The sequence below is a fragment of the Alteromonas sp. BZK5 genome (genome assembly GCF_014349115.1).
In the GTDB taxonomy this organism is placed as follows: Bacteria; Pseudomonadota; Gammaproteobacteria; order Enterobacterales; family Alteromonadaceae; genus Alteromonas; species Alteromonas macleodii.
The window spans coordinates 1-25,272 of the sequence record NZ_JACSOE010000004.1 but is presented as its reverse complement, the minus strand read 5'-3'; the positions used below and the strand labels follow the sequence as shown (position 1 = coordinate 25,272).

Genomic DNA, 25,272 nt, shown 5'->3' with positions numbered 1-25,272 from the left:
AAAGGTTCACTTTGTGGTCAAGGGGCATAACTAAGCTGTGCCCTCACGCCTAAATCGGATGTCTTTCTACTGATATCAGCCATGGAGCCTAAATGAGCCGACTTCCTGCCACCATCGTTATTTTCGCTGGTTTTTTTCTAATTGGTAAATTGTTTCTCTTGTGGGGAATACTATTGCCAGATATAGCAGCCGATCTGCAAATGTCTGAAGTAGTCAGTGGCGCGCTGTTTTCGCTCTTCTCTGTAGGCATGATGTTAGGCGCTGTGATTGGTGGCAAGTATGCCAGTCGCTTTGAGTATATGCCTCTATTAGCCACGTTATTCAGTATGAATACGGCGCTGTTGCTGCTTGTGTCAGTGCTTACCGCTTGGCAATGGTTTTTGGTGTTAGCGGTATTAATAGGTGTGGTGAGCTCAACAATATTTACTATTGGCCACACGCTTATTGCACGAATGTACGCAGAAAAGCGCTTTACTATGATGGGCTTAATGGACTTTATGTTCAGTTTAGGCACGTTTGCGGCGTCGTTCTTTGTAACGCTGTTATACCTTGTTGAGCACAACTGGCGTTTACCTATTCAGGTGTTGGCAGGCGTTATGATTTTGCTTTCGTGCTACGCATTTATTGCGGCGCGTTCTCAGGCAAAAGTGCTTAAAGGTCAGCCTAAAGCGCCTAAAAAGACCTTGGCATTTGGGGTCATTATTAAGCAGCCTGTTTTCATATTTCTAACTTTGCTTACCTTTGGCTATGGTGCTGTAGAATTTGGTAACGCGAACTGGTTTGTGAGCTATGCGCAAAACGGCTTAGGCTTTACCGGCGAACAGTCGAGAAACTTACTGGCATTTTTTACCGCTGGCATGGTGATCAGTCGTCTTACCTTCCCGTTTTTACTGCGATTCGTATCGGTACACCGCATGATTGTAATCATGGCAACAGCCTCGCTAGCGGGTGTATTTGCACTGAAACTAATGCCTTCATTTTATGGGATTGGCGCTGGTAACTTACTGCTTGGCTTAGGGCTAGGTGGGCTCTTTCCGTTAGCACTTTCTGCGGCAATGAATATCGACAGTGACAACGGCCCCGTACTTTCTGGTATTTCTATTATCGGTAACTCTACTGGCGTGCAAGTGGCATCGTTTTCTACCGGACTATGGGCGAACTTCGCGCCACTTACTACGGCGTTTTGGGTAATTCCCCTTGGCGGCTGCGTGCTGTGGTTGGCGTCTTATGGATACAGCCGAAAAATTAAGTACCACCGAAGCTAATACCAATCCGTGTAGTGTTTTTGGGCTTAATGGGTTTGATAAGGTAAATAAAACTCTGCGACCAAGCCCTGCTGAGGATGATTTCGCAACGTCACCTCACCATCGTGAGCTTCTACAATTCGCCTTATTATGGCAAGACCAAGGCCTGAACCTGACGAATTGCGGGCTTTGTCGCCTTGTGCAAACGGCATAAATACACCGTCGAGCTCCGCTTCCGGTATTCCCGGGCCAAAGTCGCGTACTTTGCAATACACGCGCTTTTCGTGGCGATTGTAAAAGCTGCTAATAGCAATATCGTCCGAGCCGTATTTGAAGGCGTTTTCGATGAGATTATCGATCACGCGTTTCATTGCAATTCGTCGTAGCGACAACGGAGGAATGGCGTTGAGTTTGAGTTCAATGTGGTGCTTATCGTCTAAATGTCTGGCTTGTACCAGTTCTGCAATAATCGCGTTTAAATCGGTTTCTTGAGTGACTTCTTCGGTGTCGTAGCGCGCATAGTCAATGAACTGGTCGATGATGGCGTTCATGTCTTCTATGTCATTTACAATGCCGTCTTTTATCCAATCTTGATCTTCTGGAAGCATTTCTGAGGCAAGGCGAATACGGGTAAGCGGTGTGCGCAAGTCGTGAGAAATACCTGCTGTCATGATATTTCGGTCATTCTCAAGCTGCTTAATACCCTGATTCATGCGGTTAAACGCCCGGGTAACCTGAATCATCTCGGTGCTGCCTTGTTCGCGAAGCGGTGCTGGGTGCTCACCTTTACCTACCGCTATCGCTGCTTTTTGCAGGGCTGACAATGGACGGGTCATGCGTCTTACAAACAACCAGCCCCCGGCCACACTCAATATGCCAATTACCATTAAATACATAGTCAGAGGGGATATATTCGCTTCGTTAAGTCCTGAAATAGGAATAGAGATCCACGTATCTGGGTAGCGGTTCAGGGATATCCAAACAATGTATGGCGCATTTTCGTCACTGGCCTGCGTGGTGGTGCTAATGCGCACATCTGCAAGCTGCCGGAGCTGCTCGCTAACCTGAGAAGAAATATAGCTATAGTATACGGCGCTCTCTAATCCATTCTGTTTGGCAACGCTTTCGTCAAAGACCTGCACCTGTGTTTTTTGAAAATAGCGGTCTCGGGTCTCTTGGTTAGTCACCAGCAAATCGTTGGCGAGCACAGATTTAACTTGGGTGGCCAATAAACTGTTAATTTGTTGGTAGCTGGGCTGAATAAAATAATAGGTAACAGAGATGTAGGACACAATCTGATTAATAAGCAACAGCACGCCAATAAGCATGACGGTTTGACCAAATGCACTTTTTGGAATTAAACGCATAACATGCCGTCGCTTTGAATCATAAGCCAGTGTTTGGAATGGCAGTAGGTAAACGCATAATTAGGAGTCATGAGTAAACATACTTCATTTGCGCACTGGCAAAGACGGGTAGAGCCCGCCGTATCAGCCATAGGTGCTAAACTTGTTCGCCATCAGGCACGAATACGTACCCCAATCCCCATACTGTTTGAATATAGCGAGGGTTGGCAGGGTCTTCTTCAAGCATTCTTCGTAAGCGCGAAACCTGAACGTCAATACTGCGCTCTAAGGCGCTGTAGTCGCGACCACGCGCTAGGTTCATCAGTTTGTCTCGCGACAATGGCTCGCGGGGGTGAGTAACCAGAGATTTTAATACTGCAAACTCGCCGCTTGTCAGTGTTAAAGGTGTATCGCCAGCTGTCATCTCACGGGTGGCGAGGTTCAGCTTGTAATTGCCAAATTCCACAATTTGCACATCTTTAGACGGCGCGCCCGGCGCTTCGCTGCTGCGTCTGCGCAATACCGCTTTAGCACGCGCTAGTAGCTCGCGGGGGTTAAATGGCTTAGGCAAATAATCGTCTGCACCCATTTCAAGGCCGATAATGCGGTCAACTTCATCGCCTTTTGCAGTAAGCATAATAATGGGCATGTCGTTTTCTTGCTGGCGCAATCGGCGGCAAATAGACAAGCCGTCTTCGCCAGGTAGCATAAGGTCCAAAACCATTAAATGAAAATTCTCGCGCTCAAGCAGTCTGTCCATTTGTTCTGCGTTAGCCGCACTGCGAACTTGATAGCCCTGCTCAAGCAAATAGCGCTCTAATAGGCTGCGCAGACGCATGTCATCATCAACAACGAGAATTTTAGAGGTTTCCTGACCCATACTCATACCTTTCGTTTTACTTTTGTTTCACTATAACCACAAGATGTGAAATACAAAAGCGAGAAAAGCGTAAAAGGCTGGGGATGTTTGTTACAAATAGTGTCTAGGGCCTGTTGCTCTTTTATGTACAGCAAGATTCAGTAAAGACCCAGCAAAGGCCCAGCAAGCTTTAGAGAAAAGGAGGCAGTTAAGCATTTCTCCTCCCTAAACTTATTGAGAACTGCCGTTGATTACAAGCTGTAAAAAACGTAGGCACTGCAACAACACATCAGCAGTTCAAGTTGTAATCCACAAGGGGCGCTAATCAAAAGTGACGACGTTAAGGGCTTTTGTTTGCGCCGTTCCATTAAGCGTTTCTAAATATAACTGCGTTATAGCATCAGCTCCGCGGTGCGATTGCTCATAAAACTGATCGCTCACTTTCTCTGCGAAGCGTTTCCATGCACTGGCGTATTTTGCCAAAAAGGCCTCGTGCCCCCATTCATGTTGGCGCAGTTTCACGCGAGCTGGCGCGAAGAATATCTCTGCATTGAGCAGTTTGGGGTTGGGCTTCTCTTGGGCTTTCCAATCTGTCGCACCAATGAGTGTAACGTCGCTCAGGCTGTCGCCAAGCTGCTTGGTAAGGTTATTAATCAATGTACCGTTGGCAGCGAAATCAAGCAACCAGTAGCGCTCATCGCTGCTATTACTGCTATTGCCTTCGCTACTTAGGGCTGAGAGTTCGTCATAGCTATACACTTCATCGTAGCAACCGGACGCTTTTACCATATCCACGTTTTGTTTCGAGGTTAGCCCAACCACCTTATAGCTTGCGTTTCGAGAGGCCTTCTGGTCTTTAAGTAGTTGCGCTGTACCCAATGCGGTTTTACTCGAAGCGCTCGACAACAGTAAGGTTTCATTGTTTGCTTTCTCTGCCACATAGTCATCGAGAACAAACGAAGTCATATAAAGGGGTCTAAAATTAAGCTGCCATGCTTCGCGGTTTTTGTCGTAGCCGGGGTCGGCGGCACAGCGAAGATATTGATCGTAAACAGGGCTAATGCTCTTCCGTTTTTCGTGGATGTCTGAAAAGCCGTGAGGGGCAACTTTTCCAGCTTTTATCACCCAATGGCTAGCCATAGGCAGGTAGCCGAACACCTTTTCACCTACTTTGATATCGCTATGACAAGACGCCTTAACGGTAGCAAAGCCCCAAACGGGCACAATACCGAAGCCATGTGCTTCATCAACGTCACTATCACTCTTTGCAGGGAAAAAGCCCCAATAGCCCATTTTAAAACCCAGTGCAGCATAGGTGATGTTGTTGGCAGAAAAGCCAAAGCTGTCTGTCTCAAGCAATACTTCGTCTTGCTGTAAGTCGCTGATGTTTATATCGCGGGAAACAACGTTAGTGTTGGCAAGGTTTTGCTGGTCTACCCAAATTTGTTGGCTTTTAATTGTGGTCATAATAGGAGCCTGCTGTGTCAAAAACTAGGTCGAGAAACTAAATCAAGAAACTAAATCAAGAAGCTAAACCAAGAAAGTTTCCGAATAGAACCTAGATTGACGCAGGGCATGAGCCATTACGACTTACTGTTTTAAATATATGCCTATAGAAGCGATGTATATTGGGCTTACTCGTCGCTGCTCAACCAATCCATCTGATGACCAGCTCTGCGCTTTTTATTTAAGATGTCTTCAAGGAGCGGAGTTAAAATGAGCTCCATGGCTAAGCCCATCTTTCCGCCGGGTACAACCAAGGTGTTGATGCGAGACATAAACGCGCCGTCGATCATTTGAAGGAGGTAGGGGTAGTCCACAGTCTTCATTTCCCGTCTAAAGCGCACAACCACAAAGCTTTCATCTTGGGTTGGAATTTCCCGTGCACTGAACGGGTTGGAGGTATCAACGGTTGGTACGCGCTGGAAGTTAACGTGGGTGCGTGAAAATTGTGGCGTGATGTAGTGGAAATAGTCGTCCAGTCCTCGCACTATGCTGCTCATTACCGCTTCACGAGAATGTCCTCGGTCAGTGGTGTCGCGTACAATTTTTTGGATCCACTCTAAGTTTACAATCGGCACCATGCCGACCAGTAAATCTACATGTTTTGCTACGTCATTTTCTTCCGTTTTTACACCGCCATGTAAACCTTCATAGAACAGCAAATCAGTGTTTTTGGGTAAATCTTGCCAAGGTGTAAAGGTGCCGGGCATTTGGTTAAAAGGCACGGCTTCATCGAACGTGTGAAGGTATTGTCTAAACTGTCCTGTACCCGAGCTGCCGTATTCCCTAAACAGGGATTCCAGTAGCTCAAAGTCGTTGGCTTTAGGGCCAAAGTAGCTGATATGTCTGCCTTGTTCTTGGGCTTTGCGAATTTCTACTTCCATTTCCGGGCGGGTAAAACGGTGAAAACTATCGCCTCCTACAACCGCAGCATTAACACTTAAGTTCCTGAAAATATGACGTATAGCGTTGGTCGTGGTAGTAGTACCCGCGCCAGAAGAACCTGTTATAGCAATAATAGGGTGTTTGACAGACATAGGAATTCTTTTTGGAAATGACGGGTACTAGTTATAAGCTGATGTGAGCTAAGAATCAAGGGGAGGTATAAGCGCTTACCACTCGATTCTTGGGAGTTGCTTTCGCTCCAGCCTGCGTATAATCAATCATCTAGCCGTTTGTGATGGTGCTGCAATAGGCGCACAATTAGCTTTGCCTCTTCTTCATCTAAATCAAGAAGTGCGCGAACATGTTCTAGGTGGTGCACATCGTGCTCACTCAACTTTCCGTCGTCCAAAACGCTTCTTACTGTGTCTTTAAACCTATCGCGTTTTAGCTGCATCTGCGACGTGTAGCTAGAAGATAAAATACCCGCTGGTAGGGCGTAAAAACAGATACCCATTATAGTTATGAGGCCGCCAAATATTTTACCCAATGCAGTTATAGGAACGGCGTCACCATAGCCCACCGTGGTCAGCGTGACGAGTGCCCACCACAATGAAGCGGGAATACTGCTAAAAACATCGGGCTGAGCAGCATGTTCGATGTAGTAAATACAGGTGGCGGCGATAATCGTGAACAACAAAAGTACGCTTAACGCCGCAATAAGGCTGTGAGACTCGTTGCGCAATACGGTAACGAGAGTTTGCATAGAGCGCGAATAGCGCCCAATTTTTAGAATTCGCATTACCCGAAATATTCGCAAAATACGTAAATCGAACGCCACGAAAACGCTTAAGTAAAAAGGCAGAATTGCCATTAGGTCGACGAGCGCCATGGGACTTTTCAAATAGGTCCAGCGCTTTTGCCATGTCGTTGTGCGTTCGTGATTAGGACGGTTTGGGGCCGATGCGCTGCCGTATAAACGAAGAAAGTACTCAACGGTAAATATCAGTACTGAAACCACTTCGATTATATGAAGTTCGTACTGCCAAATGGCAGGGATTCCCGGCACTGTTTCCAGCATCGTAGCGACAACATTTACGATAATTAACGCGATAAGAAATACATCAAATATTTTGCTGAGCTTTTTGTACTCGTGAGCCTCGCTGGCAGGCGCAAGGATGTGATAGCACGCGTTTTGAAATGACATAGCCATGGTAGTGAGGGAACGAATGTCCTTTTTATACCAATTAACGTTTCAAATTGGTAATGCTTCTAAAAAAGAAGGAGGTGTTCGGCGCTATTTTCAAGCGCGGATGGGGTCAAAACATGGTAGTTTAAAATACAAATAAGCAAACAAAGAGCGTATCCAATTGAAAAGTGCAAAACATTTAGGGGCAGTACTAACCTCGGCACTGCTTGTGGCTATGTCTGTGCCCACAGCACAAGCTAAGTCTGACAGCGTACTTTATTCATCAACGCCACCTGTTATAGATGGTGTAGCCAATGACGCTGCATGGAAAGGGGGCGATTGGCATGAAATGACGTCGCTTATGTGGGGCTCGGCTCCTGAGTCCGGTGATTTTTCTGGTCGATATAAACTGCGATGGAACAAGGATGCGCTGTATCTTTTGGCAGAAATACAAGACGATCACCTCTCAGATACCTATGCCAATCCCCTTGAACGTTATTGGGATGATGACTGTTTAGAAATTTTCATTGATGCTGATGCCTCTGGTGGCGATCACCTTAATAACTACAATGCGTTTGCCTATCACTTGGCGTTAGATAATCAGGTTGTTGATATAGGTCCAAACGAAGCAGGAGAGGCTGTACCACAACTTTACAATGATCACGTAGAGAACAAATGGCAGCGAGATATATTGGCGCCGCATAAGATTCATTGGGAAGCAGCGGTACGTGTATTTGATGATAGCTATCAACACGGAAAAGATAATTCGCCTGTTACCTTAAAAGAAGGTATGACGCTGGGCTTTATGCTTGCCTATTGCGATGCGGATGGTGGCGACAGAGAGCACTTTTTAGGCTCTCATGAGATCACCCCAGTAAACGGCGATAAAAACTTGGGGTATAAAGATGCGTCGGTGTTTGGAAAGGTGAAGCTGACAAAGTAGTGAACCATAATTTGTCGCTACTTTACTTGATTGACTTGCTGCGCGTAATTGGAAGGAGTCGCAGAAATGCCACTCCTTTTAACCTGCAATTACTCACCTTGACTAAAAGCCATGCCATTTGGCGATAAAAAAAATGCGCAACAGAGCTCGTCACACTCTAGCTGGTTGAGTTAATTGGCTTCGCCTTCCTGCTTACTCATATCTAACTTGTCCAGCACTGCAAGTTTATTAAAACCGATCATCTCACGTATTTCTTTTCCATATTCATCGCCACGCTCAGAATACTTCCCTAAGCCATAGCTAAGCGCAACCCCGGTGACAGCCTTGTCTTCTTCACGTAAGGATTGGCGAATTTTACGCAATGGTTTGTAAGCATCGTGGGTGTTTAAATTTAGCATGTAGCTTTCTACTGAGTCGGCAGGCGAACGGAAATCAGCAACTTCATGATTTTTGTTAGTGTCACGCGATTTTGGAACGATACCGCAGCCCTTAGAGAAACACCACTGACCAAAAAAGTTGTTCCCTAGTTTTGCAAAACGAGAGGTACCCCATGCACTTTCATTCGCTGCTTGTGCAATAGCTAACGACGCAGGAACAATGTCGGCACGTCTTAACAAAACCTCGCAGGCTGACTCTTGTTCAAGGTCAGCATCGTCAACACGAAACTTTGTCAGGAACTGGTCTAGATTGTCTGCTTCATCCGCGTCGCAAGAACTTTGAATTTGCACTCTATCGGTGGCTAGCTCTTTGTTCACCTCGACTACAATAGGAGTGAAATACTCAAAAAAAGCCGCTTTTCGGTCAGGCCCGGCGGCATAAGCAGTAAAGTCTGGAGCAGATTCTTTGGCAAAAAAGGCGAACCACGCTGCGGTACTCGCCACTACTGCTACAAGCAACACAGCAATAAGTTTAGTGTTCGACATCAGGTGATACCTCTTTTATTAGAATGAAATAATACGCTTTTTAAGCGGACTACCTGAGCTTATTAAATCTCGCTAAGTGGTTAATCATCTATGCGGATTGAAACCAATACCATACAGGTTCTTGTATGCGCTGCAACATATGGAGAAGGTCAGTAAATTAAAGATTTATAATGTATACAGTACTATCGGCAAGTACCAAATCAGACTCAATGTGAAATTCAATACCTTATTGCTTATGTACTGAGCGCGAGTTTTCTTTTGTGTTGAGCGTTAGTATCAGGTTAAGCAGTGATATGTAGCTGGGAAACTACGATTTCTACGTTTACTGCACGTTAGCATGGTGAGTAAGTGGTAAGAGTAAAAGTGGGGGCGTAGAATTTACACCTTGGCTTTTCGTAATTATGTAAGAACGCAGCGTTGCGCTGCGTTCATTTAGCACTTTCTATGAGGCTTTCGGCTACTTGGCTTCAGCTTCACGCGCAATCGCACGGTGCGCAATATCAGTGCGGTAGTACACATCTTTAAACTGAATGGCTTTTAGTAGCTCGTAGGCTTTTTGCTGCGCTTCGGTAACGTTGTTACCCAAAGCTGTAGCGCAAAGTACGCGGCCACCTGCGGTTACCACTTCGCCATCTTGAAGGGCGGTGCCTGCATGGAAAACCTTTCCGTCTAACTTAGCGGCTTCTTCGAAACCAGTAATCACGTCGCCTTTATCATAGCTGCCTGGATAGCCGCCAGCGGCAAGCACAACACCTACCGACGCGCGCTCATCAAACTCAATCGTTTTGCCAGCAAGTTCGCCTTTGCACGCTGCTTGGCAAAGTGGAACCAAGTCAGACTTTAAGCGCAGCATGATTGGCTGGGTTTCCGGATCGCCAAAGCGACAGTTGTATTCGATTACTTTTGGAGTGCCATCAGCCATAATCATAAGGCCAGCATATAAAAAGCCAACGTAGTCGTTGCCTTCAGCAGCCATGCCGTTAACTGTTGGCATAATCACTTCCTGCATAATACGGTCGTGAATGTCCTGCGTTACAACCGGAGCCGGAGAATATGCACCCATTCCGCCTGTGTTCGGCCCTTTGTCACCGTCAGCAGCACGCTTGTGGTCTTGGCTGGTGGCAAAAGGTAGTACGTTTTTGCCGTCTACCATGACAATGAACGACGCTTCTTCACCGTCTAGGAATTCTTCAATAACTACGCGGCTGCCGGCTTCGCCAAACGCGTTACCTGCCAGCATGTCGCGGATAGCGTCTTCCGCTTCTTCAAGGGTCATCGCAACAATAACACCTTTACCCGCAGCAAGACCGTCAGCCTTTACTACAATCGGCGCGCCTTTCTCTCGCACATAGGCAATAGCTGGGTCAATTTCTGTGAAGTTTTGATACTCGGCCGTTGGAATGTTGTGGCGAGCCAAAAAGTCTTTGGTAAAAGCTTTAGAGCCCTCAAGCTGCGCGGCAGCTTGAGTGGGGCCAAAAATCATTAAACCAGCGTTTGTGAACGCATCTACAACACCTGCAACTAGCGGCGCTTCTGGGCCTACAATAGTAAGCTCAACATCGTTACCCTGAGCAAAAGAAACCAAGCCAGCAATATCATTTACATCGATAGCTACGTTCTCAAGCTTAGGTTCTGTAGCTGTGCCGGCGTTGCCAGGTGCTACAAATACTGTTGAAACATCAGAAGACTGCGCTGCTTTAAACGCTAGCGCGTGTTCGCGGCCACCGCCGCCAATTACAAGTACGTTCATTAACTGTTCCGTTTTGAGTGTTTAATTTTATGATTTTGGTTTGGTGAATTTTAGCGTCATGCGATTGCTCTCGCCAATCGCCATGTATTTTTCGCGATCTTGATCATCTAGCGCCAAACGTGGAGGTAGCGTCCACACACCTTTCGGGTGGTCGGCAGTATCCATTGGGTTCGCGTTGACATCGCTGCTTGCTTCAAGCACAAAGCCTGCTTTTTCGGCGGCAGCCACAACGTAAGAACGCTTCATGTAGCCACTTTTCTTCATTGCTTCATCATCTGCGCTTTCAGGAAGCTCATGTTCCACTACGCCCAGTACGCCACCTGGCTTAAGCGCTTTGAAAAATGCGCCAAATGCATTGTCGATACCCTCGTCACCGTGACGCATATACCAGTTGTGTACGTTGCGAAACGTCAGCACCATATCGGCACTACCTGCGTCGCTAATATCTAACGCTTTGATTGGGTCGAATGCAGTAAGCTCAGCACCTTCGTACTTCATGCCCGGCTTCATTTTTTCTTTGAAGCCTTCCACCGATTTTTTAAAGTAACCGCTGGTTTCATCATCAACGTAAAAGTGAGCAGCTACATACTTACCGTTATCTTTTACAACAGAATAAAGGATGTCGGCGTACCAACCACCACCTGGAGAGATTTCTACCACAGTCATGTCTGGGGTAAGGCCAAAAAAGCGCAGTGTTTGCTGAGGATTACGGTACTCATCGCGTACTTTTGCACTAGCAGAGCGGATATCGCTCATTGCGGCCTCAGAAATCGCATCTGCGCTGGCATAAGTAGCACTTACACCTAGGGTTGCGGCTAACACATATTGGGCTAACTTTTTCATTCTTATTTCCTTTTTCTGTCGAGGGTAGGCGAATAACATAACACTATTACTACAAATTACCACGGGTCAGATCAAGCCTATCAGCTAACCCCTATTTGCACTTACGCCTTAGCAGAATAATTCGCAACTCTGTCGCTTCGATGAGATTTCACTACAACCAAGCAAATGACCTCGAGTCTGCGTATTTAAAAGGGTTAAGGAAAAATAACAAACACACAGTAAAGCCACTAAATGCCACTTTACTGCGTGTTTAACTTAGGTGTTGGTGTCCCTCACTAAGCCTGCACTAAAAGGTATTGCGTAAATACTTATTAGTGACGGAAGTGGCGCATACCCGTGAACACCATCGCAATGCCGTGCTCGTCAGCGGCATCAATGACTTCTTGGTCGCGCATAGAGCCGCCTGGCTGAATGACTGCTTTAATACCTGCTTCAGCCGCAGCGTCGATACCGTCGCGGAATGGGAAGAATGCATCAGACGCCATTACAGAGCCTGCAACTTCAAGGTTCTCATCAGCTGCTTTAATACCTGCAATTTTTGCAGAGTAAACACGGCTCATTTGGCCTGCGCCCACGCCTACCGTCATACCGTCTTTGCAGTAAACAATCGCGTTAGACTTCACGTATTTTGCTACCTTCCAGCAGAACATAAGGTCGCGTAGTTCATCTTCGCTTGGCTTACGCTTAGTCACAACTTCTAGGTCTTCCATTTCAACCATGCCGAAGTCGCGCTCTTGTACTAATAAACCGCCGTTTACGCGCTTAAAGTCATAACCTTCAGTTAGCTGACCAGCCCAGTCACCACATGCTAGAAGACGTACGTTTTTCTTCGCACTTACTACTTCTTTCGCTTCATCGCTCACTGTCGGCGCAATAATCACTTCCACAAATTGACGGTCAACAATCGCTTGCGCCGTTTTCGCATCAAGCTCGCGGTTAAACGCGATAATGCCACCAAATGCAGACGTTGGGTCAGTTTTAAACGCACGGTCGTAGGCACTTAAAATATCATCGCCAATGGCCACACCACATGGGTTAGCGTGCTTAACGATTACACATGCTGGCTCTTCGAACTCCTTCACGCACTCTAGCGCCGCATCCGTGTCAGCAATGTTGTTGAATGACAGTTCCTTACCCTGAAGCTGAGTAGCGGTAGCCACAGACGCTTCTTGAACATTGTTTTCAACATAGAATGCCGCTTCTTGGTGGCTATTTTCGCCATAGCGAAGGTCTTGCTTCTTAGTAAGTTGCATGTTGTAGGTACGTGGGAATTCGCTGTGCTGGTGGTCACAGTCTGCTTCACAACCTGTGCTGTCTAAACGAGCACCAAAGTAGTTTGCAATCATGCCGTCGTATTCGGCCGTATGTTCAAACGCTTTAATCGCAAGGTCAAAACGGGTGTTGTACGTTAACGAGCCATTGTTGTCGTTCATTTCTGCAAGCACGCGAGAGTAGTCCGCCGCATTAACAACAATAGTGACATCTTTATGGTTTTTCGCTGCAGCGCGAACCATCGTTGGCCCACCGATATCAATATTTTCAATTGCATCTTCTAGCGTACAGTCTTCGTTTGCCACGGTAGCAGCAAACGGGTAAAGGTTAACCACCACAAGGTCGATAGGCGCAATGCTGTGTTCTTCCATCACTGCTTCATCGGTACCGCGACGACCAAGGATACCGCCATGAATTTTCGGGTGAAGGGTTTTAACGCGGCCAGCCATAATTTCTGGGTGACCTGTGTGATCCGACACTTCTTTAACAGGTAAGCCAGCGTCAGCGAGAAGTTTAGCAGTACCGCCCGTCGACAGAAGTTCTACGCCAGCGTTATGCAGCGCTGTCGCGAAATCGAGGATACCGGTTTTATCAGAGACACTAAGGAGAGCACGTTTAATTGGTTTTGGTGTTTGCATAAATTTTAAGTTTCTAATGTTGTAGTGTTGAAACAAAAAGAGCACCGATTGGTGCTCTTTGGTGGGCAAAGCCCTTGGAATCTTAGTTCATGCCGTATTGCTTAAGCTTCTTGCGAAGTGTGCCACGGTTGATGCCCATCATGATGGCAGCACGGGTTTGATTGCCGCGTGTGTAAGTCATGACTTCTTCTAGCAGCGGCGCTTCAACTTCAGCCAGTACCATTTCGTACAGGTTATCGATGTTTGCGTTATCCAATTGCTTAAGGTACTTATTAACCGCTTGCTTTACAGAGTCACGCAGTGGCTTTTGAGCTTGCGTTTGTGAAGGCGTAGTTACTGTAGTAGTAAAAGGTGAAGTCACGTTTTGATCGAACATAATACTGTGTTGCTCTTAAGTTAGTCATCACTATGCTGCGGGAGAAATCTGTCGGGTTTCTCGTGTCTGCAGCGCTTGAAAATATGCATTTAGTGCATCGAGTTGCTCATTCGCATCATCGATAGCGTTAAACGTTTTACGAAACTGACGATCCGTATCGTGCTCCGCGAGATACCAGCCCACGTGCTTACGGGCAATTCTCACACCGGCTATGTCGCCATAAAAGTCCTGCACATTGGCTACGTGCTCATGCAAGAGTTCATATAACTCTGACAGCGGCGGTGCTGGTAGGTTCTCGCCCGTTTCAAGATAATGTTGGATTTGCTTAAATATCCAAGGTTTACCTTGCGCGCCGCGACCTATCATTACGCCATCTGCACCGGTGTAATTCAGCACCTCTTGTGCTTTCTCTGGAGAAGTAATATCACCATTTGCAATAACAGGAATTGAAATTGCCGCCTTTATTTGACGTATGGTGCTGTATTCAGCTTCTCCTTTATACATACAAGCTCGTGTTCTGCCGTGAACAGCAAGCGACTGTATGCCGTTTTGCTCTGCAATGCGGGCAATCTCTACCCCATTGCGATTTTCTGGGTTCCAGCCGGTACGAATTTTTAGTGTCACGGGTACATCAACAGCATTAACTACTGCTTTAATAATCGCTTCCACTGTGTCTGGGTATTGAAGCAATGCAGAACCTGCTAGCTTCTTATTAACCTTTTTAGCAGGACAACCCATGTTGATATCGATGATTTGCGCACCGTTCTCAACATTAAATTGTGCTGCTTGAGCCATAAGCTCAGGATCAGCCCCAGCTATCTGTACAGAGCGAATGCCTTCTTCACCCTCATGATTCATACGCGCTTGTGATTTAGCTGTGTTCCAAACTTTCGGGTTACTCGAAAGCATTTCTGAAACAACAAGCCCTGCACCTAAGCGCTTACAAAGTTGGCGAAACGGTCTGTCTGTTACGCCAGCCATGGGGGCCAACATCAAATTGTTTTCTAACTCGTAAGGTCCAATTCGCATTGTAAAATGTATAGCTCGCCATCTAAAACTGCACAGAAAATATACACCCGGCTAAAACGGGGCGCTAAGTGTACGTGTTTTCGCAAGGCTTGAAAAGGCTAAAAATCGCACAAAATTTCACTCCGTGGTCTTGACAGTGAAAAAAATCTGTCACATTAGTAAGCTAACGTCGATTTTTAGTTTAAATATTGTACGAAAGTCTTACAGCCCCCGATTTGAAAGGGCTGTAATGTGAAAAAAATTAACAATTAATTAGGCGGCAACGTGCTTTGTCGTACAAATTTTCGTCGCAATTTTGAGGTAGTTTACCGAAAACACACTATTCTAACTGGGCGTAATTTTCACCGACTGGTCGGTTTATCGCTCAAACTTAGTGTTTTTTGCCCGACACTCTCGCCCATTCGCCATCTATGGCACTGGGTTCAAGTGTAATATCTTGAGCGTACGCTTCTTCTATGCGCGTAACTTGCTCCGCCAAAATGCCAGAAAGAACTAACAAACCGCCTAGCTTGCAGTAATTTGTAATAACGCTTTGAAGTTCTAGTAATGGACCTGACAAGATGTTCGCCATCACGACATCGGCTTCAAGCTCAGGCTGGTCTTCAGGAAGGTATACATCCAAACGGTCTTCAACGCCGTTGCGTCGTGCATTTTCTTTTGTTGCTTGTAGCGCTTGTGGGTCGATATCAATGCCGATGACGCGCTTAGCGCCCAACTTCAGCGCAGCTAACGCCAAAATTCCTGAACCACAGCCAAAATCGACGACGGTTTTATCCGTCATCTCTATGCCGTCAAGCCAGCGCAAGCAAAGCGCAGTGGTAGGGTGCGTGCCAGTACCAAAGGCAAGACCTGGGTCTAACATTACGTTAACGGCGTTTGGATCGGGAACATCGCGCCAGCTTGGGCATATCCACAATCGCTCGCCAAATTGCATGGGATGGAAGTTATCCATCCACTCTCGCTCCCAGTCTTTGTCTTCAAGTGGCTCAAGCTTATATTTAAAATCAGGGCCCAAGACTTTGGCTTTACCCAAGCGCTGAAGGATGCCTTTCATATCGGCATCAGCTTCAAATAAGCCGACGACTTGTGTATCGGGCCACAGTAACACTTCACCCGGCTTGGGCTCGTACATAGGGGTGTCTTTCGCATCCACATAGGTCACTGCTTGTGAGCCGTTGGCCGTCAGCATGTCGCCTATTGATTCTGCATGTTCAGAGGAGGTATTAATTCGAAGTTGTAGCCAAGCCATAGTTATCGTTCATTGAGACCTTTGCGCATTATTGTACCTTTGCTTGGCAGTAAACAAAATGCAGGCAAGCGAAAAGCTTTCAGTAAATGAAAACGCGATGCTTACAGAGGCATGATCAAATCTAACCACTTTGGTTCTCAACAGGCTCTCAAGTACCCAATAAAACTTGGCTGCTCAATTGATTACGTAAGCCTCGAGAAAAACTAACCTTTTGTCGACTGGTGAAATTCTAATATAAGTTTATATTATGAGAAGGGTATCGTTTAATTTATAGTCTGGTTCATCTGTTGTATGCGCGCACTTTTATCTGCTGTTTGTTTACTGTGTTTTATCATACCGCTTAGCGCGAAAGAGCTAGATGTGGTTGTAGGCTGGAACAAGCCTCCATACGTTATTTCACAAGAGCACACCGGCTTTGAAGTTGACTTGGTGCGGGCGATCCTTGCTGAAATGGGATATGGATTGTCGCCTATTTATGTTCCTTTCGGGCGTACGGCAAGGTTATTAAAAGATGACGCCGTTGACATTGGACTTACCCTTAATCCTGCACACACGGTCGATCAAAGCATTTTATCTGAGCCATATATTATCTATCAGAACGTCGTGGTAACACGGGCAGACAGAGAACTGACGATAGACAGTATCGACGATTTGAAAGGTAAAAGCGTCATTGCTTTTCAAACCGCTCAATCGGTACTAGGTGAGGACTTTGGGCGAACTCTCGCATCGCAAACTACCTATATAGAAATGGCACGACAAGATCGTCAAGTGGACATGCTGATGCGCGGCAGTGTCGATGTTGCCATTCTCGATAGAAATATTTTCAACTACTTCAAATCTGCAAACAGTGCTTATGCCGAAGACGCAACCGTCTTTCATGAGCTTTTTCCTATATCGCCTTACAGTGCTGCGATCCCCGACCCAGCGCTAAGAGCCAAGTTTAACGCCACCCTTCGGCTATTTATTGAAGATGGGCGGTATCAGTTACTGCTTGATGAATATAAGCTCGATAACCTCCTTCATAAGCTTCCCGTTGCGGAAACGGCAAAATAATTCTTAGACAGTGAACTATTTCTGATTCAACGTATAAGAAACTAACATTACGTTACCTTCTATTGCCGTCAAACGCTGCATAATAAGAAGGAGTAACAGGCGCTAGGATCATACGTTAAGGAAAGGTTTATGTTGAAACAGGGTTTTTTGCTGGCCGTAGTCGTGCTATGCACTGCATGCGTGTCTCAAGCAAATCATACAGATAAGATTGAGCAATGGTTAGATAAGCCTGCTCACGTTCAGGCGCAAGCTATTGCGAGTGGCGACACGACATCTGCTGAGCTCGTTAGCGGTTATCTTGCGCGAATCGAACGACTAGATGGAAAGGTAAATAGCGTCTTAGCGTTGAACCCTAACGCGCTGACCGAAGCGAAGGCCATCGATAAACAACTAGCGAATGGCGAGACGCTGGGCCCTCTGGCAGGTATTCCCGTACTGCTAAAAGATAATATAGAAAGTGCAGAGATGCCCACCACAGCCGGCTCAATGGCGCTTATTACTAATGACACTGGTCGCGATGCGCCGATCGTAGAAAAACTGAAAGCGGCAGGGGCAATTATTTTGGGTAAAACCAATTTGTCTGAATGGGCAAACTTTCGCTCTGAATCCTCTATCAGCGGCTGGAGTGCAGTTGGCGGGCTTACCCGAAACCCGCATATGCTATCAAGAAGTGCTTGTGGCTCGTCATCGGGCTCGGGCGCTGCCATGTCACTTCGCCTCGCGTCACTTGCCGTGGGCACCGAAACCAATGGCTCTATTATTTGTCCGGCATCCATAAACGGGGTAGTCGGCTTTAAACCAACCGTGGGCTTGCTTTCCAGAACTCACATAGTGCCTATTTCTTTCAGTCAGGACACCGCAGGACCAATGACGTCTAACGTTCAAGACGCCTGGCTAATGACGGCAATCATGGCGGGCCCTGATGCAAGCGATAACGCGACACTAGACGCAGAGTCTCACCGCCCTTCTATGCCAACATCTTCAATGCTGGCTACAGATTTAAAAGGCAAGCGTATTGGTGTGGTTAGGTACCGCCAAGGTGATAACCCTCATGTACTGGCTGTTTATGAAAGCGCGTTAAAGCAGCTTAAAGCGGCGGGCGCGACGCTGGTGGACATCAGTGACTTCTCTCAGCCAGATTCATTTTGGGCCGACTCTTATAATGTTCTGCTGAGCGAGTTCCATCATAGTATTAACGAATACTTATCGGGGTCTCCAGCAGAGCTTCCTGCAAGGAACTTGTCTGAGCTTATCGATTTCAATAACAAAACAGAGCGCGAGTTAGCGTTATTCAATCAAGACATTTTCGAAAAATCGCTCGCGTCGGCAGCCATTGACAGCGAAAAGTATCAAAATGCACTGCGCCTTATTCAAGACACGGCGGGCAAAAATGGTATTGATACGTTATTAGCAAAGCACAATGTTGATGTACTAGTTGCGCCCTCAAACAGCCCTTCTTTTTTAATAGACGGCGTATATGGTGACCATTCGCCAGTCGGTTTTATCGGTATCGGGTATTTGGCAGCAATTGCAGGATATCCGCATCTCACAGTGCCCGCTGGACAGGTGAAAGATCTTCCTGTGGGAATTAGCTTTGTTGGTGGAAAGTGGCAAGACGAAAGCGTGTTGAAAATAGGTAGAGTCTTTGAAGCAAAACACGGCTTCTTCATTAAGCCTGGCCTTCTGCCTACACGTTTTGACAACCCAGCGCTAAAAGGTATCGAAGACGGAATTGATGTAGTTCGCTAGCGGGAAATGAGGATACATAATCGTATTTCGCCTCAACAGAAACGAAAAAAGCCCTTGGTTTAACTCAAGGGCTTTTGAACGTCTTTTCTTTCGATTGGTTAGCCAGGCTTTTTCACCCAAGCGCTACACCAGCCATCAGCGTTAACAAGCTTATTAGGGAAAATGTTACAAGGGCGGTGTTGTTCGCCATCGGCGCCCTGCACGTACATGCAGTTTGCGCATTTTGCACCTTCAACAGTTGACGACGGTGTGTAGTTCAGTGCTTTTGCAGTAGGGTCATCAGCGCTCAATTGTTCTTGAGCCTGAGCACGTAACGCTACACCACCTAATGTAAGACCGATAACTGTCGAGCCAGAAAGCTTTAAAAAGTCACGGCGATTTACAGATTTCATAACATTCTCCTTAAGAGATAGAAACGATAATGATTCTTTTTTATTCAGTGCCTTAAACGCAAAAACCTGCCCAAAGAGGCAGGTTTTGTTTCATGTTTAAATACTATCTCTTTTTGAAAAAAGATCGAACGAAATGTCGCATTTTCGCTTGATCCAGATTAAATAAACTTCAGAGTTACAATCTTAAGTATTGAATATAAGACCGCTGGACAGTTTATTAGTTCACTTCACGGTTAACTTTACATCGGGCTTTGCATATGCAAATTGCGCAATTCGTTGTGTGCTGTGGTAGCTGTCTAGGCCTGAGATACAGGCCGTTTGCGCTTGCTCTATATCTGCATAGCCGTCTGAATCTATTATTTGCTCAGGAACGTAGAGCTCCTGGATTTCGCCGATAACCATTTCGGTTTCATTAAGCAAAGTAAAATGCTGTGCTACTTTTAAGCCCATTTTAATTTCACTTTCTTTGACATACGGCGCACTGAAGGACTCACTGATCTGCGCGGTTAACCCAACGGCTTCAAATTCACTTTCATCTGGCGCATAGCGGGCTGATGTTTGGTGGGCTTTGTCGACCCAGTCAACAGACACGTGATTTAGCGTATAAAAGCCCTGCTGTTTTATATTGCTTAACGTATCTCGCGTGACGGTATGAGGACGCATGATCATGCCAATGAGAGGCGGGTTTGCACCGACATGAACAATAGAGCTCACTATAGCCAAATTGTTTGTAACGCCGTTTGTTGTACCCACCAAAGTCGCCGATTTAAAACCAGACAAACTATTGATTAGGTTTGCGCGGTAGCGCTGTGCAAGGGCGTCTATATCACCGCGGGTAAACTGCTTAGTCATTCTCTCTTTCTGCCTCTATCTGAATGTCATCACCGTGCTGATAAGCAGTAAGCTCAATGGGCTGACAACACACTTGGCAGTCGAGCACCTGTACTTGGCCAACATCGTTAATTTCATCTATTTCAACATCATTTGGGGCCATACAGTAAGGACAGGAAAAGCCCATGGAACGAGTTAAACTCATATTTAAATGCCTTTGTAATCACTAATGCTATTTGTTACGTAATGCAAAGACGAGTGGATTTTCTTTTAGACACGCCCCTTGTATCTGATTTTAAGAGAAAAGGACAAGACTGCCATTTGACGCTTATGAGTAATCAGAAAACTGGGTGCACAAATAATAGATGTGATAGACGAAAAAGGTGACCTTGTGGCAAATAAAGTCGGTCAATGCCCGTGCTGTAATAGAGAAACTCGCCTTACTTACCATCATCTTATACCGCGAAAAATGCACAGGCGTACCTATTTTAAAAAGCACTTTAGCAAAGCGGAGCTTCAGGACGGCATTTACATTTGCAGACAATGTCACAGCGGTATACATCGATTTTATGATGAGATGACGTTGGCCAAACACTACTTCAATTTGCAGCGTTTATTGGCAGATGCGCAGCTTTCTTCGTTCTTTCATTGGGTGTCCAAACAGCGCGTACGCGTGTAAAAGTACACGCTGTGCACTATTGGCAGCAGATGTGATACCCAATCGCGGAGGATTTAATTTGATTCGCGGGGCTGTATAAATATACACTATTGGTGTTTTCATAGCCAAAGATACCTCATGCGAAAAGATTTACCGCCACGTTATTACCTTACACACTTTCACGAGTTCCTTGGGTTCTTTGAGGGTGCTAGCAGGGCGCTTCTAAGTGACGAAGCCACTGACTTTGTTAGGCGTTTTAAAGCGTTAGACGATGACAAACAGTGTATTGTTGTGCGCGCTGCAAATCGCAAGTACGCAGTGATTGACAGGACGCAGTTCAATTATAGCGAAATCGCTGTGCCACAAGAGCAAATAGATTGGCTTACCGACAACGGCTGGTTTGGTGACCTTACCCACGCTTCGCTTAATGACATCGCAGGTGTCTTGACCAAAGTTGCTCTGCTTGAGCTACTTGCTGAATACGGCAGTATTCAGGGGCTCGCATCTCTCACCAAGCCTAAACTCGTGACGTTGCTTAATGAACATATCGAAGCTAGAGGCTGGCCAGAGCGCTTTTCGCTAGATAACTACTTAGTGTGCTTGTTCGACGATGCACTTCGCTATTTGCTGTTTATCTATTTTGGTAACACCAAAAGCCGTCTAAATCAGTTTTCTATGCGCGATTTAGGCGTAATGAGAACCCGTTCTGATTCCGTAACGGATACGGCGCGTTTTGAAACTAAAAGCGACGCCCAAGCGTCATGGTTTTACGCTAACCATTACAGCCAGTTAGCTTTTTATAACGATGATATGTTGCTTGCCATTGCCGAAGGTGAACTCCCAGCGACTGAGGGTGTGTCGGCCAGCTTTTATCGCGACCAATTACTGTATGCGTTAGGCCTTAAGGTGTTGGCTTTTGATAGACCGAAAGGACTAGAGGTGTTGAAGCTGGCGCAAAGCGATAAGGCAAAAGAGAAGTGGCTAAGAGAGAGCTACAAAGACGGAGATGAAGATGGCGTTAAGCAAGCACTTGAAGAAATAATTGATAATCCGCCATCGGATACACTGTTAGCTTTTGCAGAAGATTTTTACGCCCGCAAATACCATAAAAAGCGCACCAGTACGGTTACCGATATGCTTCGTAATGCGAGTCGAACTTTGGAAATCGACGTAAGCCAAAACCAACAGGTTGAGCGTGGTGTGCTGGCGCATTATGCAAGGCACGGCATTGAAGGCTGGCGCACGGAAAACCGATTATGGCGCACTTTGTTCGGCCTTACCTTTTGGAAGCAACTTTACGAAGAAGACACGCTGGTTACTGAGTTTGATCGCAGACCGTTATCGCTTAAACAGAATAACTTTTACGCCAAGTTTGAACACAGTATTGAAGCGTTGTTACAGGCGCTTGATAGCAAAGAAAAACTGCGTTTTCACATTCATAAAATGGCCACGATGCATTACGGTAAAGTGAACAGCTTGTTTATGTGGTCTAGTCATTTACTTACTCCTATAGAAGCACTGATTGAGCACGCTTCGCTAGAGCAAATCTACGCTTTACTTCGCATGATGTGTAAAGACTTTGAGAGCCTCCGAGATGGCTTCCCCGATATCATGGTATTTGACGGCGCACTTCGCTTTGAAGAAATCAAAGCGCCTGGCGATCAGCTTCGCCGAAATCAGCTGGTTTCAATTCAACGTTTGCAGCAAGCTGGATTTGACGTTGCGGTAACAACAGTGAAATGGATACGCGACCCAGCACAGCCTTATGTTGTGGTAGATATAGAGACCACTGGGGGAAACAGCAGCTACAACCGGATTACCGAAATAGGTATGGTAAAACTTGTTGGTGGGAAAGAGGTAGACAGGTTTCAAACCCTGTTAAATCCGCAGCGCCGCATTCCTAGCAACATTACCCGCCTTACTGGAATTTCGGATGACATGGTGGCAGATGCTCCGCTTTTTGCTGAAGTAGCGGAACACGTGGCAAATTTCACCGAAGACGCTGTGTTCGTGGCTCACAACGTAAACTTTGACTATGGGTTCATCAAGCAAGAGTTTGCAAGACTAGAGCAAAGTTTCAGGCGACCCAAAATGTGTACCGTTCGTGAAATGCGTCGCACCTATCCTGGGCTGCCTTCTTACTCGCTGGCAAACTTAACAAAGCATTTTCACATAGAAATGGAGCAGCATCACCGCGCGCTGAGCGATGCGAAAGCCGCCGCCGAGTTGTTGAAGCTAGCGTTTGAAAAAGACGATGAGCTGGTGGGTATTTCGTCAAATACGTAATTGTCCTCGTGTTATTTTAGACTGGTGTACTGAACAAAATGCGCGTTAGCTTAGTATCTAAAGGGTTAAAAATGCATATTGAGAAGTAAGAGATGGCATTAACTGAAGAACAAGAATCACGAATAATTGAAATGGCGTGGGAAGACCGCACGCCGTTTGAAGCCATTGAGCGTTTATACGGGCTGCCAGAAAAAGACGTAATAAAGCTTATGCGCAAAAACCTCAAACAGAAAACTTTCAAAAACTGGCGAGAGCGTGTATCGGGCAGAAAAACAAAGCACGCTAGCTTGCGACCTGAAGGTGTAGACAGAGGGTATTGTCCTTCACAGTATAAATACAAAAGTGCCAATAAGTAGTGTACCCAATCAGCGCGTGGGGTCTGTAGAGCCCCTTTAGCGAAGGCTGCACTACATTACTTCTTAGGATGCGTCATTGTTGTTATCGGTAAGAGGAATGCGGTTAGCTGCTGACGTAACGGCGTAGGGAATATGATGGTATTACTAGATTGGGTAATGCTTTTTGCGTGATGGACTTGGCGCAGTAAATTCTGATAGGTTTCATCACTTTGCTGAACGGCTTCCACTTTTTTCATCATTAATTCAATGAATTCTGCTGGTGAAAGGTCATTATGCTGCCTTATTTCAAAGGCCAGCGCCTTGATCACGTACGCTTCCCATTCTTTCCTGTAACTGTCTTTCAGGCGTTCAGGGTAGAGCGTTAAGTCAGATATATCCTGAGCTAAGTCTACTATATCTAGGGGATCATCAAAGAGGACACGAAACGCTAGAAGCGCTTCATCTGAGAGTCGAGAAATGGGAAGTTTTTCTTTGAACTGAGCGTAGCGGCTTGGCACAAAAACACCTTTTCTTAACGGGTAAAACCTTGAAATAAAATGAAGATAATTCCTATCAACACCGCCAAATTGTAATAAAACCTAAATATCGTTGAAAGTTGTTAAGATTAAAAATACGTAATCTGCGATAACTGAACTCTGTTTGTCGATAAACCGTAACTCACTATGCACTGTTAAAGTGTGTACGCGTTCTTGCTGTTTGGCCCATCGTTTGATGGGCCTTTTTTATGTGGTGTAGGCGCTTTGTTTCATTCAACTATCGAAGGAGAGTTTTACTCCTGCCAGTAATCGACTGACACTATCTACCACATCAGCTCTTATAAACCACTCAACATCATGCTTCTCCGATAGCACGCCACTAAATTCCAGAGAGCCGCCGTGACCAGTTCCTAGGAAGTCTTCAATTAATTCAGCGCGCTCACCAAAACTACTGTCTATATAGGAATAGTAAGCAAAATATTCGATAGGATATGATGTGTTAAAAGCGCTTGCAGCGAATTCGCCGCTGGTGCCCACTACTATTTTCGCAGCACTTTCGTCGGTGCGCTGAACCAGTTCAACAAAAGCAGTGTCTTCTTCATTTATTCGGAATCGATATTCAGCGCGGGCGAATGTGCCGTTTAGCATTCGCTCAAAACTGGCTTCATAGCTATGTCGTCCCCCCATCTTTGCCGAATATTCAATCTCAAAGTATTCATCTTCTTCACCAACGTTAAACGCCTCGGAAGCTTCGGCATTCGCCAGTTGCCCCACCACTATTTCAAGAGCAGTGTTGTTTTGCAGCTTTCTCACGTGGCGAATGCCAGTAATCCATCCATCTTTGGACAAGCCTGTTGAAGAAACTCGCCCTTTATAAGTGGGAATAATGCCTAGTTCAGTTTTGCCCGCATTTGTTTCATGCCTGAGGTACAGTCGTCTTGCATAAAGATAATCGGTTGTGTCGCTACCAAACGTATTGTGGCTAGATGAAAAGTCATCGCCAGTAACAATAAAACTGTTTACCGACCATGTAGAAGTGAGGGCGAGCGATGGATAGTAACGCAATCGATATTGTTCACGGCTAGGGCGATTGGAGCGATTATCGTAACGCACTTGGATATCGAGTTTCTGTGAGAACGAAGGCGTGATGTCTTCAGCACAAGCCTCGGAGAGCGAGCCGCATAAGAATACACAAATAAAAATAGAGATTACCCTCACGCAATTTCCCTTCTCATTTCCAGTTAATCAGTTTATACATCAATCATAACTTTTTCGGACAGATAAATTTCGCTATGTAGATAAAAAGCGAAAAAAAAGCCGGCAGGGATGCCTAATGCCGATCAGTTAAGAAAATTTTCATGATCGGTTGACCGATCTTTTTAAGGCTTCAAAATCCGATATCAGTCTCTGGTATCGGATTTTTTA

The 25,272-nt window shown here is 45.9% G+C and carries 24 protein-coding genes; 7 read left to right on the top strand and 17 right to left on the bottom strand.

Annotated elements, in window-relative coordinates; genetic code table 11:
* Positions 1–92: 92 nt before the first annotated feature.
* Entirely contained in the window at positions 93–1,265 is a 1,173-nt protein-coding gene (locus BIZ39_RS02120; protein ID WP_039228706.1) for an MFS transporter, read from the top strand.
* A 26-nt stretch (positions 1,266–1,291) separates the two neighbouring features.
* Here the strand turns inward: BIZ39_RS02120 and envZ are convergent, their stop codons facing one another.
* The 5 genes from envZ to BIZ39_RS02095 all read right to left on the bottom strand — a co-directional run bounded on the left by envZ (position 1,292) and on the right by BIZ39_RS02095 (position 7,047).
* Positions 1,292–2,611, bottom strand: a complete 1,320-nt coding sequence (gene envZ, locus BIZ39_RS02115) for a two-component system sensor histidine kinase EnvZ (RefSeq protein WP_014951299.1) — start codon at positions 2,609–2,611, stop codon at positions 1,292–1,294.
* Positions 2,612–2,747: 136 nt separating this feature from the next.
* The gene (ompR, locus tag BIZ39_RS02110) at positions 2,748–3,470 is read right to left on the bottom strand and encodes a two-component system response regulator OmpR (protein WP_014951298.1); all 723 of its coding nucleotides are present in this window, start codon (positions 3,468–3,470) and stop codon (positions 2,748–2,750) included.
* Between the two features lie 300 nt (positions 3,471–3,770).
* Entirely contained in the window at positions 3,771–4,916 is a 1,146-nt protein-coding gene (locus tag BIZ39_RS02105) for a DUF2855 family protein (RefSeq protein ID WP_187446229.1), read from the bottom strand.
* 167 nt (positions 4,917–5,083) lie between these two features.
* Positions 5,084–5,989, bottom strand: a complete 906-nt coding sequence (locus tag BIZ39_RS02100; protein WP_014951296.1) for a phosphoribulokinase — start codon at positions 5,987–5,989, stop codon at positions 5,084–5,086.
* 122 nt (positions 5,990–6,111) lie between these two features.
* The gene (locus BIZ39_RS02095; protein ID WP_187446228.1) at positions 6,112–7,047 is read right to left on the bottom strand and encodes an ion transporter; all 936 of its coding nucleotides are present in this window, start codon (positions 7,045–7,047) and stop codon (positions 6,112–6,114) included.
* Between the two features lie 157 nt (positions 7,048–7,204).
* Here BIZ39_RS02095 and BIZ39_RS02090 point away from each other — a divergent pair, with 157 nt between their 5' ends.
* Positions 7,205–7,966: a sugar-binding protein gene (locus tag BIZ39_RS02090; protein WP_039228699.1), complete on the top strand. Its 762-nt coding sequence runs from the start codon at positions 7,205–7,207 to the stop codon at positions 7,964–7,966.
* 170 nt (positions 7,967–8,136) lie between these two features.
* Here the strand turns inward: BIZ39_RS02090 and BIZ39_RS02085 are convergent, their stop codons facing one another.
* The 7 genes from BIZ39_RS02085 to prmA all read right to left on the bottom strand — a co-directional run bounded on the left by BIZ39_RS02085 (position 8,137) and on the right by prmA (position 16,046).
* The gene (locus BIZ39_RS02085) at positions 8,137–8,889 is read right to left on the bottom strand and encodes a glucosaminidase domain-containing protein (RefSeq protein WP_187446227.1); all 753 of its coding nucleotides are present in this window, start codon (positions 8,887–8,889) and stop codon (positions 8,137–8,139) included.
* Positions 8,890–9,346: 457 nt separating this feature from the next.
* Positions 9,347–10,639 carry a phosphoribosylamine--glycine ligase gene (gene purD, locus BIZ39_RS02080; protein ID WP_014977766.1) on the bottom strand — a complete coding sequence of 431 codons (1,293 nt, stop codon included), beginning with the start codon at positions 10,637–10,639 and terminating at the stop codon, positions 9,347–9,349.
* 27 nt (positions 10,640–10,666) lie between these two features.
* Positions 10,667–11,482 carry a class I SAM-dependent methyltransferase gene (locus BIZ39_RS02075; RefSeq protein WP_187446226.1) on the bottom strand — a complete coding sequence of 272 codons (816 nt, stop codon included), beginning with the start codon at positions 11,480–11,482 and terminating at the stop codon, positions 10,667–10,669.
* Between the two features lie 311 nt (positions 11,483–11,793).
* On the bottom strand, positions 11,794–13,392 hold the full coding sequence (purH, locus tag BIZ39_RS02070) for a bifunctional phosphoribosylaminoimidazolecarboxamide formyltransferase/IMP cyclohydrolase (RefSeq protein ID WP_014977764.1): 1,599 nt from the start codon (positions 13,390–13,392) through the stop codon (positions 11,794–11,796).
* 82 nt (positions 13,393–13,474) lie between these two features.
* Positions 13,475–13,768, bottom strand: a complete 294-nt coding sequence (gene fis, locus BIZ39_RS02065; RefSeq protein WP_012520109.1) for a DNA-binding transcriptional regulator Fis — start codon at positions 13,766–13,768, stop codon at positions 13,475–13,477.
* A 30-nt stretch (positions 13,769–13,798) separates the two neighbouring features.
* Positions 13,799–14,797: a tRNA dihydrouridine synthase DusB gene (dusB, locus tag BIZ39_RS02060; RefSeq protein ID WP_014951289.1), complete on the bottom strand. Its 999-nt coding sequence runs from the start codon at positions 14,795–14,797 to the stop codon at positions 13,799–13,801.
* Between the two features lie 370 nt (positions 14,798–15,167).
* Positions 15,168–16,046 (bottom strand): 50S ribosomal protein L11 methyltransferase, encoded by an 879-nt coding sequence (gene prmA, locus BIZ39_RS02055; protein ID WP_187446225.1) that lies wholly within the window; start codon positions 16,044–16,046, stop codon positions 15,168–15,170.
* Between the two features lie 291 nt (positions 16,047–16,337).
* Between prmA and BIZ39_RS02050 the strand changes: the two genes are divergently transcribed.
* Both BIZ39_RS02050 and BIZ39_RS02045 read left to right on the top strand, forming a co-directional pair.
* Complete coding sequence (locus tag BIZ39_RS02050; RefSeq protein WP_014951287.1) at positions 16,338–17,099, top strand: substrate-binding periplasmic protein; 762 nt, start codon at positions 16,338–16,340, stop codon at positions 17,097–17,099.
* Positions 17,100–17,228: 129 nt separating this feature from the next.
* Complete coding sequence (locus BIZ39_RS02045; RefSeq protein WP_187446224.1) at positions 17,229–18,848, top strand: amidase; 1,620 nt, start codon at positions 17,229–17,231, stop codon at positions 18,846–18,848.
* A gap of 98 nt (positions 18,849–18,946) precedes the next feature.
* Here BIZ39_RS02045 and BIZ39_RS02040 read toward each other — a convergent pair whose 3' ends face one another.
* From BIZ39_RS02040 to BIZ39_RS02030, 3 genes are all read right to left on the bottom strand, one after another.
* Positions 18,947–19,240 carry a high-potential iron-sulfur protein gene (locus tag BIZ39_RS02040; RefSeq protein ID WP_014951285.1) on the bottom strand — a complete coding sequence of 98 codons (294 nt, stop codon included), beginning with the start codon at positions 19,238–19,240 and terminating at the stop codon, positions 18,947–18,949.
* A gap of 222 nt (positions 19,241–19,462) precedes the next feature.
* Positions 19,463–20,092 (bottom strand): flavin reductase family protein, encoded by a 630-nt coding sequence (locus BIZ39_RS02035; RefSeq protein ID WP_061486805.1) that lies wholly within the window; start codon positions 20,090–20,092, stop codon positions 19,463–19,465.
* Positions 20,085–20,276 (bottom strand): CPXCG motif-containing cysteine-rich protein, encoded by a 192-nt coding sequence (locus BIZ39_RS02030; RefSeq protein WP_014980678.1) that lies wholly within the window; start codon positions 20,274–20,276, stop codon positions 20,085–20,087. Before BIZ39_RS02030 ends, BIZ39_RS02035 begins: the two co-directional genes overlap by 8 nt.
* Before the next feature lie 186 nt (positions 20,277–20,462).
* Here BIZ39_RS02030 and BIZ39_RS02025 point away from each other — a divergent pair, with 186 nt between their 5' ends.
* From BIZ39_RS02025 to BIZ39_RS02015, 3 genes are all read left to right on the top strand, one after another.
* Positions 20,463–20,750 carry a hypothetical protein gene (locus tag BIZ39_RS02025; RefSeq protein ID WP_230598863.1) on the top strand — a complete coding sequence of 96 codons (288 nt, stop codon included), beginning with the start codon at positions 20,463–20,465 and terminating at the stop codon, positions 20,748–20,750.
* A 117-nt stretch (positions 20,751–20,867) separates the two neighbouring features.
* Positions 20,868–23,015, top strand: coding sequence for an exonuclease domain-containing protein (locus tag BIZ39_RS02020; protein ID WP_187446223.1), 2,148 nt, complete (start codon positions 20,868–20,870; stop codon positions 23,013–23,015).
* A 92-nt stretch (positions 23,016–23,107) separates the two neighbouring features.
* Positions 23,108–23,371 carry a TIGR03643 family protein gene (locus BIZ39_RS02015; RefSeq protein WP_015000000.1) on the top strand — a complete coding sequence of 88 codons (264 nt, stop codon included), beginning with the start codon at positions 23,108–23,110 and terminating at the stop codon, positions 23,369–23,371.
* A gap of 56 nt (positions 23,372–23,427) precedes the next feature.
* On the opposite strand, the gene BIZ39_RS02010 is transcribed toward BIZ39_RS02015, so the two are convergent.
* Complete coding sequence (locus BIZ39_RS02010; protein ID WP_076011918.1) at positions 23,428–23,868, bottom strand: hypothetical protein; 441 nt, start codon at positions 23,866–23,868, stop codon at positions 23,428–23,430.
* Between the two features lie 252 nt (positions 23,869–24,120).
* Positions 24,121–25,065 (bottom strand): hypothetical protein, encoded by a 945-nt coding sequence (locus tag BIZ39_RS02005; protein WP_187446222.1) that lies wholly within the window; start codon positions 25,063–25,065, stop codon positions 24,121–24,123.
* Positions 25,066–25,272: the final 207 nt, after the last annotated feature.

Bases quoted from the DNA above. Each gene is read 5' to 3' on its own strand.
- BIZ39_RS02120 (WP_039228706.1), top strand. From the start codon at position 93: ATGAGCCGACTTCCTGCCACCATCGTTATTTTCGCTGGTTTTTTTCTA.
- envZ (WP_014951299.1), bottom strand. From the start codon at position 2,611: ATGCGTTTAATTCCAAAAAGTGCATTTGGTCAAACCGTCATGCTTATT.
- ompR (WP_014951298.1), bottom strand. From the start codon at position 3,470: ATGGGTCAGGAAACCTCTAAAATTCTCGTTGTTGATGATGACATGCGT.
- BIZ39_RS02105 (WP_187446229.1), bottom strand. From the start codon at position 4,916: ATGACCACAATTAAAAGCCAACAAATTTGGGTAGACCAGCAAAACCTT.
- BIZ39_RS02100 (WP_014951296.1), bottom strand. From the start codon at position 5,989: ATGTCTGTCAAACACCCTATTATTGCTATAACAGGTTCTTCTGGCGCG.
- BIZ39_RS02095 (WP_187446228.1), bottom strand. From the start codon at position 7,047: ATGGCTATGTCATTTCAAAACGCGTGCTATCACATCCTTGCGCCTGCC.
- BIZ39_RS02085 (WP_187446227.1), bottom strand. From the start codon at position 8,889: ATGTCGAACACTAAACTTATTGCTGTGTTGCTTGTAGCAGTAGTGGCG.
- purD (WP_014977766.1), bottom strand. From the start codon at position 10,639: ATGAACGTACTTGTAATTGGCGGCGGTGGCCGCGAACACGCGCTAGCG.
- BIZ39_RS02075 (WP_187446226.1), bottom strand. From the start codon at position 11,482: ATGAAAAAGTTAGCCCAATATGTGTTAGCCGCAACCCTAGGTGTAAGT.
- purH (WP_014977764.1), bottom strand. From the start codon at position 13,392: ATGCAAACACCAAAACCAATTAAACGTGCTCTCCTTAGTGTCTCTGAT.
- fis (WP_012520109.1), bottom strand. From the start codon at position 13,768: ATGTTCGATCAAAACGTGACTTCACCTTTTACTACTACAGTAACTACG.
- dusB (WP_014951289.1), bottom strand. From the start codon at position 14,797: ATGCGAATTGGACCTTACGAGTTAGAAAACAATTTGATGTTGGCCCCC.
- prmA (WP_187446225.1), bottom strand. From the start codon at position 16,046: ATGGCTTGGCTACAACTTCGAATTAATACCTCCTCTGAACATGCAGAA.
- BIZ39_RS02050 (WP_014951287.1), top strand. From the start codon at position 16,338: ATGCGCGCACTTTTATCTGCTGTTTGTTTACTGTGTTTTATCATACCG.
- BIZ39_RS02045 (WP_187446224.1), top strand. From the start codon at position 17,229: ATGTTGAAACAGGGTTTTTTGCTGGCCGTAGTCGTGCTATGCACTGCA.
- BIZ39_RS02040 (WP_014951285.1), bottom strand. From the start codon at position 19,240: ATGAAATCTGTAAATCGCCGTGACTTTTTAAAGCTTTCTGGCTCGACA.
- BIZ39_RS02035 (WP_061486805.1), bottom strand. From the start codon at position 20,092: ATGACTAAGCAGTTTACCCGCGGTGATATAGACGCCCTTGCACAGCGC.
- BIZ39_RS02030 (WP_014980678.1), bottom strand. From the start codon at position 20,276: ATGAGTTTAACTCGTTCCATGGGCTTTTCCTGTCCTTACTGTATGGCC.
- BIZ39_RS02020 (WP_187446223.1), top strand. From the start codon at position 20,868: ATGCGAAAAGATTTACCGCCACGTTATTACCTTACACACTTTCACGAG.
- BIZ39_RS02015 (WP_015000000.1), top strand. From the start codon at position 23,108: ATGGCATTAACTGAAGAACAAGAATCACGAATAATTGAAATGGCGTGG.